Source organism: Rhodanobacter sp. FW106-PBR-R2A-2-24 (genome assembly GCF_058789615.1).
This window is the reverse complement of sequence record NZ_JBYTBV010000002.1, coordinates 594,778-607,091: the sequence shown is the minus strand read 5'-3', so window position 1 is coordinate 607,091 and position 12,314 is coordinate 594,778. Positions and strand designations below refer to the sequence as shown.

The following is a 12,314-nucleotide window of genomic DNA, read 5'->3' as shown; positions in this document are numbered from 1 at the left end:
GCACCGCCGCCAAGGAACCCCGCATGAGCGTCGCCACCGCCCGTCAAGGCATCATCTCGCTCAAGATCAAGGATCCGGCCTCGCTGTACAACGCCTACATGCCGTTCCTGCGCAATGGCGGCCTGTTCGTGGCGACCGCGCAAAACTATGCGCTGGGCGATGAAGTGGTCTTGCTGGTGAGCCTGGCCGGCGAGGCGGATCGCCTCTCGGTGGTGGGCAAGGTGGCCTGGATCAGTCCGGTCGGCGCGCAGGGCAATCGCACGGCCGGTGTCGGCATCCACTTCAACGAGTCGTCGGACGCCGAAGTGGCGCGGCAGCGCATCGAGAGCCTCCTGGCCGGCGTGATGGGTTCCGAGAAACCCACGCAGACGATGTGATCGTGGCTGTCGCGCCCTCGTCGGCGCGGCTGGCTTCGGCGCGACGGTCATCGTGCCGCATCACGTCCGTTGCATGCATGCAAGGCTGTTGTGGCCTTCGCATGCGCTGATACAATGCGGCGGTTCACGACACTGGATCGTGGATGGTTGACTGCTGCTCGCCCTTTCCGGCAAGCAGCTTAGGCCACGAGGTTTGGGCTGGATGGCCCGCCGAATGAATCGCCGGACCGTCCCCACGGTCACTGATGCGCCTCGATGGCGCGGAGGTAGCTAGCATCGTGATTGCCCAATACTGGCCCGTACTCCTGTTCATCGCCGTGGCCGCCGGGCTCGGCATCGTGCTGCTGGTGATCGGCCTGCTGGCCGGCCCGCGCCGGCCCGAGTCGGAGAAGCTCTCGCCCTACGAGTGCGGCTTCGAGGCCTTCGAGGATGCCCGTGCGCGCTTCGACGTGCGCTACTACCTCCTGGCCATCCTGTTCATCATCTTCGATCTGGAAATTGCCTTCCTGTTTCCGTGGGCGGTGGTGTTCAAGCAAATCGGCCTCACGGCCCTGGTTGAAATGGCGCTGTTCCTGCTGCTGCTGGTAGTGGGCTTCGCCTATGTCTGGAAGAAGGGGGCGCTCGAATGGGAGTGATCGATTCCGTCAGCCGGGTGATGCACAACCCGGAGCCCCTGAACCTGGTGGACGACATCCTGCGCCCGGCCGGGGACAACCCCGTCGTGCAGCACGGCTTCGCCACCACCAGCGTCGATGCGCTGATGAACTGGGCACGCACCGGCTCGATGTGGCCGATGACCTTCGGCCTGGCCTGCTGCGCGGTGGAGATGATGCACGCCGGCGCCGCGCGCCTCGATCTCGACCGCTATGGCGTGATCTTCCGCCCCTCGCCGCGGCAGAGCGACGTGATGATCGTGGCCGGCACCCTGGTCAACAAGATGGCGCCGGCACTGCGCAAGGTCTACGACCAGATGCCCGAGCCGAAGTGGGTGATCTCGATGGGCTCCTGCGCCAACGGCGGCGGCTATTACCACTATTCCTACTCGGTGGTGCGCGGCTGTGACCGCATCGTGCCGGTGGACATCTACGTGCCGGGTTGCCCGCCCACGGCCGAAGCCCTGGTGCACGGCATTCTGCAGCTGCAGAAGAAGATCCGCCGCACCATGACCATCGCGCGTGACTGAAGGCGCCCTCATGACCGACACCCCCAAGACCACGCTGGCCGGGCGCCTCGTCGCCCGCTTCGGCGACACGCTGGCCGTCAGCACCGCGCATGGCGAAACCACCGCCGAGCTGGCCGGCGCCGACCTCGTCGCGGTGGCCACCGCGCTGCGCGATGAGCCCGGCTTCCGCTTCGGCGAACTGATCGACGTCTGCGGCATCGACTACCTCGGCTACGGCCAGGTGGAGTGGAACACCGAAGACGTTACCCGCACCGGCTTCTCGCGCGGCGTGGAAGGCGAGGCGCAGGGCCGCTTCGATTGGGCGGGTCGCCCGCGCGGCGAGATGCCGCCGCGCCGCTTCGCTGCGGTGATCCACCTGCTCTCCATCGAACTGAACCAGCGCCTGCGTCTGCGCGTGTTCTGTGCCGACGACGCGCTGCCCGTGGTGCCCTCGGTCACCGGCATCTGGGCCGGCGCCAACTGGTTCGAACGCGAAGCTTTCGATCTCTACGGCATCCTCTTCGAGGGCCATCCCGACCTGCGCCGCATCCTCACCGACTACGGCTTCGTGGGGCATCCGTTCCGCAAGGATTTCCCGCTGATCGGCAACGTGGAAGTGCGTTACGACGCCGAAAAAAAGCGTGTGGTGTACGAACCGGTCACCTCGGTGGTGCCGCGACTCACGGTGCCGCGCGTGATCCGCGACGACGCCGACCTGGAACAGGCCAAGGCCGAGGCCGCCGACGACTGGCGCAGGAACTGACATGGCGCAGGAAATCCGCAACTACACGATGAACTTCGGCCCGCAGCATCCCGCTGCGCACGGCGTGCTGCGCCTGGTGCTGGAGATGGACGGCGAAACCATCGTGCGCGCCGACCCGCACGTGGGCCTGCTCCATCGCGGCACCGAGAAGCTGGCCGAATCCAAGCCGTTCAACCACTCGATCGGCTACATGGATCGGCTGGACTACGTCTCCATGATGTGCAACGAGCACGCCTACGTGCGAGCCATCGAAACCCTGCTGGGCATCGAGGCGCCGGAGCGTGCGCAGTACATCCGCACCATGTTCGACGAGATCACGCGCATCCTGAACCACCTCATGTGGATCGGTTCGAACGCGCTCGATCTCGGCGCCATGGCGGTGTTCCTGTACGCCTTCCGCGAACGCGAAGAGCTGATGGACTGCTACGAGGCGGTCAGCGGCGCGCGCCTGCACGCGGCCTACTACCGCCCCGGCGGCGTCTACCGCGACCTGCCGGCCACGATGCCGCAGTACCGTGAATCGCCGTGGCACAAGGGCAAGGATCTGAAGCGCCTGAACCACTGGCGCGAGGGCTCGCTGCTCGACTTCCTCGATGCCTTCACCGACGACTTCCCGAGCAAGGTGGACGAATACGAGGAACTGCTCACCACCAACCGCATCTGGAAGCAGCGCACCGTGGGCATCGGCGTGGTGTCGCCCGAGCAGGCCCAGCAGTGGGGCATGAGCGGGCCGATGCTGCGCGGCTCGGGCATCGAGTGGGATCTGCGCAAGAAGCAGCCCTACGCGAAGTACGCCGAGGTCGACTTCGACATCCCGGTGGGCGTCAACGGCGACTGCTACGACCGCTACCTGGTGCGCGTCGAGGAAATGCGCCAGTCCAATCGCATCGTCAAGCAGTGCGTGGCCTGGCTGCGCGCCAACGCCGGCCCGGTGATCGTGCAGAACTACAAGGTCGCCCCGCCGCCGCGCGCGCGCATGAAGGAGGGCATGGAAGAGCTCATCCACCACTTCAAGCTGTTCTCCGAAGGCTACGGCGTGCCGGCCGGCGAAACCTATTGCGCGGTGGAAGCACCCAAGGGCGAGTTCGGCTGCTATCTGGTTTCCGACGGCGCCAACAAACCGTTCCGCGTGCACCTGCGCGCACCGGGCTTTGCCCACCTGTCGTCGATCGACACCATCGTCAGCGGCCACATGCTGGCCGACGTGGTGGCCATGATCGGCACCTACGACCTCGTGTTCGGCGAAGTGGATCGCTGAGCCGGCACGACGGAGAAACACATGAAAGCCACCGGTCACTACGAACAAGTCAAGAACGTCGATCCGCTGGTGGTGCTCAGCGAGCACACCCGCGCGCATATCGACCACTGGCTGACCAAGTTCCCGCCCGATCGCAAGCGCTCGGCGACGATCCAGGCGCTGTTCGCCGCGCAGGAGCAGAACCACGGCTACCTCACCGACGAGTTGATCGCCGGAGTGGCCAAGTACCTCGGCCTGCCCGCGATCTGGGCCTACGAAGTGGCCAGCTTCTACTCGATGCTGGAAACCAAGCCGGTGGGCCGCAACAACGTGGCCATCTGCACCAACATCTCGTGCTGGCTGAACGGCGCCGACGAGCTGGTGAAGCACTGCGAAGAGAAGCTCGGCATCAAGCTGGGCGAGTCCACGCCCGATGGCCGCGTCTACCTGAAGAAGGAAGAGGAGTGCATCGCCGCCTGCGTGTACGCGCCGGCGATGACCGTGAACGGCCACTACCACGAACACCTGACCATCGAGAAGCTCGACGAGATCCTCGATGGCCTGAGCATCGACGGCCCCGCCCACGGCGCCGAGGGGAAACACTGATGGCCGTCGGACCCGCCCCCAAGGAACACCAGGTCGTCTACACCACGCTGCATTTCGACACGCCGTGGTCGATGGAAAGCTACGAGAAGGTGGACGGCTACCAGGCGTGGCGCAAGATCCTCGCCGAGAAGCCTGATCCGGCCTCGCTGGTCGAGGAAATCAAGAAATCCAGCCTGCGCGGTCGCGGCGGCGCGGGCTTCCCCACCGGCTTGAAGTGGTCCTTCATGCCCAAGGGCGACATGCAGAAGTACATCCTGTGCAACTCGGACGAATCCGAGCCGGGCACGGCCAAGGACCGCGACATCCTGCGCTACAACCCGCACGCGGTGGTCGAGGGGCTGGCGATCGCCTGCTATTGCACCGGCTCCACGGTGGCCTACAACTACCTGCGCGGCGAATTCCACCACGAGCCCTTCGAGCATTTCGAGGCGGCGCTGAAGGAGGCCTACGCGGCGGGCCTGCTCGGCAAGAACGTGCAGGGCACCGGCATCAACGTGGACATCTACGCCGCGCTCGGCGCCGGCGCCTATATCTGCGGTGAGGAAACCGCGCTGATGGAGTCGCTGGAAGGGAAGAAAGGCTGGCCGCGCTTCAAGCCGCCGTTCCCGGCCAACTTCGGCCTGTACGGCAAACCCACCACGATCAACAACACCGAGACCTACGCCTCGGTGCCGGCGATCCTGCGCCACGGCGCCGACTGGTTCCTCAATCTCGGCAAGCCCAACAACGGTGGCCCCAAGATCTTCTCCGTCTCCGGCCACGTCAACCGCCCGGGCAACTACGAAATCCGCCTCGGCACGCCGTTCGCGGAACTGCTGGAGATGGCTGGCGGCGTGCGCAACGGGCACAAGATCAAGGCGGTGATCCCCGGCGGCTCTTCCATGCCGATCCTGCCGGGTGAGGTGATGATGGGCCTCACCATGGATTACGACGCGATCCAGAAGGCCGGCTCGGGCCTGGGTTCGGGCGCGGTGATCGTGATGGACGAGACCACCTGCATGGTGCGCGCCTGCGAGCGCATCAGCCAGTTCTACCACATGGAATCCTGCGGCCAGTGCACGCCGTGCCGTGAAGGCACCGGCTGGATGCATCGCGTGCTCAGCCGCATCGTGGCGGGCAAGGGCACGGTCGACGACCTGCACCGCCTGAAGGCCGTGGCCGGCCAGATCGAGGGCCACACCATCTGCGCCTTCGGCGAGGCGGCGGCGTGGCCGGTGCAGGGCTTCCTGCGCCAGTTCTGGCACGAATTCGAATACTACGTCGAGCATGGCCACTCCATGGTTGACGACACCTCTGGAGCCGCGGCATGAGTGCGCAGCCGACCCCCAACCCCGCGCCCGTCCTCGTCAACATCGAGGTCGACGGCAAGCCGATCCAGGTGCCCAAGGGCGCCATGATCATCGAGGCCACCGACAAGGCCGGCATTCCGATCCCGCGCTTCTGCTACCACCGCAAGCTGCCGATCGCGGCGAGCTGCCGCCAGTGCCTGGTGGAAGTGGAGATGGGCGGCCGTCCGATGCCCAAGCCGCAGCCGGCCTGTGCCACCCCGGTGGCCGAGGGCATGAAGGTGCTCACGCGTTCGGACAAGGCGCTGCACGCGCAGCGCAACGTGATGGAGTTCCTGCTCATCAACCACCCGATGGACTGCCCGATCTGTGACCAGGGTGGCGAGTGCGAGCTGCAGGACATGGCGCTTGGCTACGGCCGCACCGTCTCGCGCTTCACCGAGCGCAAGCGCACCATCGCCGACGAAAACATCGGGCCGCTGGTGGCCACCGAGATGACGCGCTGCATCCACTGCACGCGTTGCGTGCGTTTCATCAGCGAGATCGCCGGCACCTACGAGTTCGGCAGCATGGACCGTGGCGACCGCCACGTGATCGGCACCTACATCGGCAAGAACGTCGAGAGCGAGCTGTCCGGCAACATCATCGACCTGTGCCCGGTCGGCGCGCTCACCAACAAGCCGTTCCAGTTCAAGGCACGCGCCTGGGAGCTGATGGCGCGCGCCTCCATCGGCTACCACGACGCGCTGGGCTCCAACCTGTGGCTGCACACGCGCCGTGGCGAGGTGCTGCGCACGGTGCCGCGTGACAACGAAGCCATCAACGAGTGCTGGCTGGCCGACCGCGACCGCTACAGTTGCGAGGGCCTGAACGCGGCCGATCGCGTCAAGCAGCCGGAAGTGAAGCGCAACGGCCACTGGCAGGCCACCACTTGGGAAGACGCGCTCGCGGCGGCTGCCGAAGCGCTGAAGAGCGTGCCCGGCAACGAACTGGGCGTGCTGCTGCACGGTGCCACCACCACCGAGGAGGCCGACCTCGCGCTGCGCCTCGCGCGTGGACTGGGCTGCGCCCATGTCGACCACCGCCTGCGCCAGCTGGATTTCGCCGACAACGCCGTGGCCACGCGCTTCGGCACGCCGGTGGAGGCCGTGGCACAGGTGCAGGCCGCGCTGCTGGTCGGTTGCGACCTGCGCCGCGAGATGCCGCTGCTCAACCACCGCCTGCGCCAGGCCACCAAGCGGGGCGCCAAGGTGTATGCGGTCAACCCGGCCGCGTTCGACTTCAACTACGACCTTGCCGGCGCCAGCATCGTGCCGCCGCAGGGCATGGTGGGCGCCATGCTGGCGCTGGCCCGCGCCGCCGTGGCCGAGGGCGCCAGCGCGCCGGCCCAGCTGGCGGACGCGATCAACGCCGCCGCCAGCGAAGCGGGCGACCACGCCGCGCTGGCCGCGCTCAAGGCCGGCCGCGCGGTGGTGATCCTGGGCGAAGCCGCTGCCACCCATCCCGAGGCCTCGTGGCTGCGCGCCCTCGCGCGCTTCGTGGCCGCGGCCAGTGGCGCCGGCTACAACGAGATCCCGGTGGGCGCCAACGCCATCGGCCTGGGCGAGCTGGGGGCGCTGCCCGGCAACGGCGGGCTGGACGCGCAGGCCATGCTGGCGCAGCCGCGCAAGGCCTATGCCCTGTTCGGCGTGGAACCGCCGCACGATTTCGCCGACGGCGCGCTGGCGTTGAAGGCGCTGCGCGGCGCGCAGCAGGTGGTGGCCTTCACCGCGTATGCCAGCGAGGCGCTGCGCGAGGTGGCCAGCGTGATCCTGCCGATCGCGCTGCTGCCGGAAACCGACGGCACCCTGGTCAACGTGGACGGTACGGCGCAGGTCGTGCGCGCTGGCGCCGCGGCGCCGGGCGAAGCCCGCCCGGGCTGGAAGGTGCTGCGCGCGCTGGGCGGCATGATGGGCTTCGCCGGCTTCGAGTTCGATGACCTGGACGGCTTGCGTGCCGGCATCAGCGCGCGTGGCGCGAACGTGCGCGAGGCGCTGGCCGCGCGGGCAGGCGTCGCCGCGCTCACCCGCCTGGCCACCTGGCCGATCTACCGCGTCGATGCCGTGGTGCGCCGCGCCGCCGCGCTGGCCGCGCATCCGCTGAACCGTGCGCCGGCCGCGCGCCTGAATGCCGCCGAGGCCGCACGCCAGGGTCTGGCCGATGCGGGCGCCGTGTGCATCGCCGAGGTCGAGCTGCCGCTGGTGATCGACGCCGCCGTGCCCGATGGCAGCGTGTGGATCGAGGCCGCGCAGGACATCACCGCCACGCTGCCGCCTTACGGCGCGGCCATCACCGTGAGCAAGGCGTAATCCATGGGCGCTCAGATCCTCAACGACCTCGTCTGGCCGATCGTCTACATCCTGTGCATCGTGCTGCCGCTGGTGATCGCGGTGGCCATGTTCGTGTACTGGGAGCGCAAGGTCATCGGCTGGATGCACGTGCGCATGGGGCCGAACAAGGTCGGCCCGTTCGGCCTGCTGCAGGCTTTCGCCGATGTGGTGAAGCTGCTCATCAAGGAAGTGATCCTGCCGGCCAAGGCCAATCGGGTGCTGTACTACCTCGCGCCCATGCTGGCGCTGGTGCCCGCGCTGGCGGCCTGGGCGGTGATCCCGTTCGATGGCAAGCTGGTGCTGTCCAACGCCAACGCCGGCGTGCTGTACCTCCTGGCGATGAGCTCGATGGGCGTGTACGGCATCATCCTCGCCGGCTGGGCCTCCAACTCGCGCTACGCGCTGCTCGGTGCGATGCGCTCGGCGGCGCAGGTGATTTCCTACGAGTTGGCGATGGGCCTGTGCTACGTCTGCGTGCTGGTGCTGGCCGGCTCACTGAATTTCACCGACATCGTCAATGCGCAGGCCGGCGGCAAGGGCATCTTCGACTGGTTCATGTGGCCGCTGCTGCCGATGCTGGTGATCTATTTCGTGTCGGGCGTAGCCGAGACCAACCGCGCGCCGTTCGACATGGCCGAGGGCGAGTCGGAGATCGTGGCCGGCTTCCACGTGGAGTATTCGGGTTCGGCGTTCGCGCTGTTCTTCCTCGCCGAATACGCCAACATGATCCTGATCAGCTTCCTCGCCGCGATCCTGTTCATGGGCGGCTGGCTCAGCCCGTTCCCGGCGAGCTGGGGCATCCTCGGCCACGGCAGCTTCTTCTGGCTGTTCGCCAAGGCCTTCGCCTTCTCCTTCCTGTTCCTGTGGTTCCGCGCCACCTTCCCGCGCTACCGCTACGACCAGATCATGCGGCTGGGCTGGAAGGTGTTCATCCCGATCGCCATCGTCTGGGTGCTGGTGGCCGGCTGCTTGAAGTTCTACGGCATCGCGGGGGCCTGAGAAAACCGATGAAACGTGTAATCAGCTACTTCAAGAGCCTGCTGCTCATCGAGCTGCTGCAGGGCATGGCGCTGACCTGGCGCTACCTGTTCCGGCCCAAGTACACGATGCGCTACCCGATGGAGCACATCCCGAAGTCGAACCGCTTCCGCGGCCTGCACGCGCTGCGCAGCTACGACAACGGCGAGGAGCGCTGCATCGCCTGCAAGCTGTGCGAGGCGGTATGCCCGGCGCTGGCCATCACCATCGATTCCGCCCCGCGCGAGAGCGACGGCCAGCGACGCACCACGCGCTACGACATCGACCTGTTCAAGTGCATCTTCTGCGGCTTCTGCGAGGAAAGCTGCCCGGTCGACTCCATCGTGCTCACCCATGTCCACGAGTACCACTTCGAGCACCACGAGGAGAGCGTGGTGACCAAGCCGCAGCTGCTTGCCATCGGCGACCGTTTCGAGTCGGACATCGCCGCTGCCCGCGAGCAGGACGCGCCGTACCGTTAAGGGCCCACCGATGACTCCCCAATTGTTCCAACTCATCTGTTTCTACGCCTTCGCCGCCGTCACGGTGGGCTCCGCGCTGGCGGTCATCAGCCTGCGCAACACCGTGCATGCGGTGCTGGCGCTGGTGCTGACCTTCTTCAGCACCGCCTGCGTCTGGATGCTGGCCGAGGCGGAGTTCCTCGCCATCGCGCTGATCGTGGTGTACGTCGGCGCGGTGATGGTGCTGTTCCTGTTCGTGGTGATGATGCTCGACATCGACCAGGAAAAACTGCGCGAGGGCTTCGTGAAGTTCCTGCCGGTGGGCCTGGTGGTGGCCGTGCTGATGCTGGTGGAGATGCTGGCGCTGATCGGCGTGCGCGCGATGCACGCGACCACGCTGGGCGTGAACCCGGCCGAGGCCGCCGGGCAGTCCAATACCGCCTGGTTGGGCACCGCGCTGTACACGCGCTACCTGCTGCCGTTCGAGATCGCCGCGCTGATCCTCACCGTGGGCGTGATCGCCGCGGTGGCGCTCACGCTGCGCCAGCGCAGCGGTGCCAAACGCCAGATGGCCAGCGAGCAGGTGGCGGTCGACCCGCGCTCGCGCGTGCGCCTGGTGAAGATGGCCGCCGTACGGCCCGCCGCCGACGGCGACGCCACGATCGAGGAAGCCCAGCCGTGATTACCCTTTCGCATTTCATCGTGCTCGGCGCGATCCTGTTCTGCATTGCCGTCGCCGGCCTGTTCATCAACCGCAAGAACGTGATCGTGCTGCTGATGGCGGTCGAGCTGATGCTGCTCGCGGTGAATATCAATTTCGTGGCGTTCTCCCGCTTCGGCCACGACGTGGCGGGGCAGGTGTTCGTGTTCTTCATCCTCACCGTGGCCGCGGCGGAATCCGCGATCGGCCTGGCGATCCTCGTGCTGCTGTTCCGCAACCGCAGCACGGTCAATGTCGCCGAAATCGACAGCATGAAGGGTTGACCCAATGCCGCTTTCGACCTCCATCCTGCTGACGATCGCGCTGGCGCCGCTGGTGGGCTGCCTGCTTGCCGGTTTCCTCGGCAAGCCCATCGGCCGCGCCGGCGCGCACAGCGCCACCATCCTCGGCCTGGCGATTTCCTGCGCCTTGTCGTTCTACGTGCTCTACCAGCTGGTCTGGGGCGGCGCGCAGAACTACAACCAGAACCTCTACACCTGGTTCCAGGTGGGCCATTTCAACGCCAGCGTCGGCTTCATGGTCGACCGCCTCACCGCGATGATGATGGTGGTGGTGACCTTCGTCTCCTTCCTGGTGCACGTCTACACCATCGGCTACATGGCGGACGACCCGGGCTACCAGCGCTTTTTCAGCTACATCTCGCTGTTCACCTTCTCCATGCTGATGCTGGTGATGGCGAACAACTTCATGCAGTTGTTCTTCGGCTGGGAGGCGGTGGGCCTGGTGTCCTACCTGCTGATCGGTTTCTGGTACAAGCGGCCCACCGCGATCTTCGCCAACCTCAAGGCCTTCCTGGTCAACCGCGTGGGCGACTGGGGCTTCCTGCTCGGCATCGCCGCGGTGCTGTATTTCCTGGGCACGCTGGATTACGCCACCGCCTTCGCCGCCGCGCCCACGCTGGCCGGCAAGACCCTGGCGATCACCCAGAACATCCACTGGGATGCGCCGACGGTCATCTGCATCCTGCTGTTCGTCGGCGCGATGGGCAAGAGCGCGCAGGTGCCGCTGCACGTATGGCTGCCCGATTCGATGGAAGGCCCCACGCCGATCTCCGCGCTGATCCACGCGGCGACCATGGTGACCGCGGGCATCTTCATGGTGGCGCGCATGTCGCCGCTGTTCGAGCTGTCCAGCACCGCGCTCAGTTTCGTCATGGTGATTGGTGCGACAGGAGCCCTGTTCACCGGCCTGATCGGCATCGTGCAGAACGACATCAAGCGCGTGATCGCGTACTCCACGCTGTCGCAGCTGGGCTACATGACGGTGGCGCTGGGCGTGTCGGTGTACGCCGGCGCGGTGTTCCACCTGATGACGCATGCCTTCTTCAAGGCGCTGCTGTTCCTCGGTGCCGGCTCGGTCATCATCGCCATGCACCACGAGCAGGACATGCGCTACATGGGCGGCCTGCGCAAGTACATGCCGATCACCTGGCTCACCATGTGGGCCGGTTCGCTGGCGCTGGTGGCGGTGCCGTTCACCTCGGGCTTCTATTCCAAGGACGCCATCATCGAGGCGGTCGGCGAGTCGCACCGCTGGGGCGCGGGTTATGCCTATGTCTGCGTGATGGCGGGCGCCTTTGTCACCGCGCTGTACACCTTCCGCCAGATGTACCTGACCTTCCACGGCAAGGAGCGCTTCACCGTGGTGGAGCACCATGGTCACCACGGCCATGACGACCATGGCCACCACCAGCCGGGCGAGCTGGCGCACGCGCCGAAGGAGTCGCCGTGGGTGGTGACGCTGCCACTGGTGCTGTTGGCGATACCCTCGCTGCTGGTGGGCTTCTTCACCGTCAAGCCCATGCTGTTCGGTGGCTGGTTCGGTTCGGCCATCCAGGTGAACGAGACGAATGACATCCTGGGCGAGATGGGCAAGACATTCGATGGCCCCGCTGCTATGGCGCTGCATGGCTTCTCGCTGTTCGGGCCGTTCGGCCTGGTGCTGCTGGCCTTTGCCCTCCAGACCTACATCTACCTGTTCAACCCCGCGCTGGCCGGTCGCATCAAGGGTGCGCTCAAGCCGCTGTGGACGGTGCTCGACCGCAAGTTCTGGGTGGACGACATCTACTTCGCGCTGTTCGCCAACGGCGGCGTCAAGCTGGGCCGGCTGTTCTGGCGCGGCAGCGAGGCGGGCGTGATCGACGGCGTGATGGTCAACGGCTCGACCGCGCTGATCCATCGCATTGCCAGCGGCATGCGCCGCCTGCAGAGCGGTTACCTCTATCAGTACGCCTTCGCGATGATCGTCGGCCTGATCCTGCTGCTCGGCGGGTACTGGCTGTTCGGCCCGACGCTGGCCGCGAACTAAGGGAAGCA

General features: G+C 66.5%; 13 protein-coding genes. All 13 read left to right on the top strand.

Annotated elements, in window-relative coordinates:
* Nucleotides 1-23 precede the first annotated feature (23 nt).
* Nucleotides 24-377, top strand: a complete 354-nt coding sequence (locus tag AC3WQA_RS03900; protein WP_492673784.1) for a PilZ domain-containing protein — start codon at nt 24-26, stop codon at nt 375-377.
* A 278-nt stretch (nt 378-655) separates the two neighbouring features.
* Complete coding sequence (locus AC3WQA_RS03895) at nt 656-1,012, top strand: NADH-quinone oxidoreductase subunit A (RefSeq protein WP_492673783.1); 357 nt, start codon at nt 656-658, stop codon at nt 1,010-1,012.
* Entirely contained in the window at nt 1,003-1,560 is a 558-nt protein-coding gene (locus AC3WQA_RS03890) for a NuoB/complex I 20 kDa subunit family protein (RefSeq protein WP_492673782.1), read from the top strand. The genes AC3WQA_RS03895 and AC3WQA_RS03890 overlap by 10 nt, the downstream gene beginning before the upstream one ends.
* A 10-nt stretch (nt 1,561-1,570) precedes the next feature.
* The gene (locus tag AC3WQA_RS03885) at nt 1,571-2,302 is read left to right on the top strand and encodes an NADH-quinone oxidoreductase subunit C (RefSeq protein ID WP_492673781.1); all 732 of its coding nucleotides are present in this window, start codon (nt 1,571-1,573) and stop codon (nt 2,300-2,302) included.
* A 1-nt stretch (nt 2,303) separates the two neighbouring features.
* Nucleotides 2,304-3,560, top strand: coding sequence for an NADH-quinone oxidoreductase subunit D (locus AC3WQA_RS03880; protein ID WP_492673780.1), 1,257 nt, complete (start codon nt 2,304-2,306; stop codon nt 3,558-3,560).
* Nucleotides 3,561-3,581: 21 nt separating this feature from the next.
* Nucleotides 3,582-4,145, top strand: coding sequence for an NADH-quinone oxidoreductase subunit NuoE (gene nuoE, locus AC3WQA_RS03875; protein ID WP_492673779.1), 564 nt, complete (start codon nt 3,582-3,584; stop codon nt 4,143-4,145).
* A complete protein-coding gene (gene nuoF / locus AC3WQA_RS03870; protein WP_492673778.1) occupies nt 4,145-5,455 on the top strand; it encodes an NADH-quinone oxidoreductase subunit NuoF in 1,311 nt (436 codons plus the stop codon). The genes nuoE and nuoF overlap by 1 nt, the downstream gene beginning before the upstream one ends.
* On the top strand, nt 5,452-7,779 hold the full coding sequence (gene nuoG, locus AC3WQA_RS03865) for an NADH-quinone oxidoreductase subunit NuoG (RefSeq protein WP_492673777.1): 2,328 nt from the start codon (nt 5,452-5,454) through the stop codon (nt 7,777-7,779). Before nuoF ends, nuoG begins: the two co-directional genes overlap by 4 nt.
* A 3-nt stretch (nt 7,780-7,782) precedes the next feature.
* Complete coding sequence (nuoH, locus tag AC3WQA_RS03860; protein ID WP_492673776.1) at nt 7,783-8,799, top strand: NADH-quinone oxidoreductase subunit NuoH; 1,017 nt, start codon at nt 7,783-7,785, stop codon at nt 8,797-8,799.
* An 8-nt stretch (nt 8,800-8,807) separates the two neighbouring features.
* Nucleotides 8,808-9,299, top strand: coding sequence for an NADH-quinone oxidoreductase subunit NuoI (gene nuoI / locus AC3WQA_RS03855; protein ID WP_492673775.1), 492 nt, complete (start codon nt 8,808-8,810; stop codon nt 9,297-9,299).
* 10 nt (nt 9,300-9,309) lie between these two features.
* Nucleotides 9,310-9,960 (top strand): NADH-quinone oxidoreductase subunit J, encoded by a 651-nt coding sequence (locus tag AC3WQA_RS03850; protein WP_492673774.1) that lies wholly within the window; start codon nt 9,310-9,312, stop codon nt 9,958-9,960.
* Entirely contained in the window at nt 9,957-10,262 is a 306-nt protein-coding gene (gene nuoK / locus AC3WQA_RS03845) for an NADH-quinone oxidoreductase subunit NuoK (protein WP_492673773.1), read from the top strand. The genes AC3WQA_RS03850 and nuoK overlap by 4 nt, the downstream gene beginning before the upstream one ends.
* Nucleotides 10,263-10,266: 4 nt before the next feature.
* Complete coding sequence (gene nuoL, locus AC3WQA_RS03840) at nt 10,267-12,306, top strand: NADH-quinone oxidoreductase subunit L (protein WP_492673772.1); 2,040 nt, start codon at nt 10,267-10,269, stop codon at nt 12,304-12,306.
* The last annotated feature ends 8 nt before the right edge of the window (nt 12,307-12,314 follow it).

Coding starts and splice junctions, on each gene's coding strand:
- AC3WQA_RS03900 (WP_492673784.1), top strand. CDS start 24: ATGAGCGTCGCCACCGCCCGTCAAGGCATCATCTCGCTCAAGATCAAG.
- AC3WQA_RS03890 (WP_492673782.1), top strand. CDS start 1,003: ATGGGAGTGATCGATTCCGTCAGCCGGGTGATGCACAACCCGGAGCCC.
- AC3WQA_RS03885 (WP_492673781.1), top strand. CDS start 1,571: ATGACCGACACCCCCAAGACCACGCTGGCCGGGCGCCTCGTCGCCCGC.
- AC3WQA_RS03880 (WP_492673780.1), top strand. CDS start 2,304: ATGGCGCAGGAAATCCGCAACTACACGATGAACTTCGGCCCGCAGCAT.
- nuoE (WP_492673779.1), top strand. CDS start 3,582: ATGAAAGCCACCGGTCACTACGAACAAGTCAAGAACGTCGATCCGCTG.
- nuoF (WP_492673778.1), top strand. CDS start 4,145: ATGGCCGTCGGACCCGCCCCCAAGGAACACCAGGTCGTCTACACCACG.
- nuoG (WP_492673777.1), top strand. CDS start 5,452: ATGAGTGCGCAGCCGACCCCCAACCCCGCGCCCGTCCTCGTCAACATC.
- nuoH (WP_492673776.1), top strand. CDS start 7,783: ATGGGCGCTCAGATCCTCAACGACCTCGTCTGGCCGATCGTCTACATC.
- nuoI (WP_492673775.1), top strand. CDS start 8,808: ATGAAACGTGTAATCAGCTACTTCAAGAGCCTGCTGCTCATCGAGCTG.
- AC3WQA_RS03850 (WP_492673774.1), top strand. CDS start 9,310: ATGACTCCCCAATTGTTCCAACTCATCTGTTTCTACGCCTTCGCCGCC.
- nuoL (WP_492673772.1), top strand. CDS start 10,267: ATGCCGCTTTCGACCTCCATCCTGCTGACGATCGCGCTGGCGCCGCTG.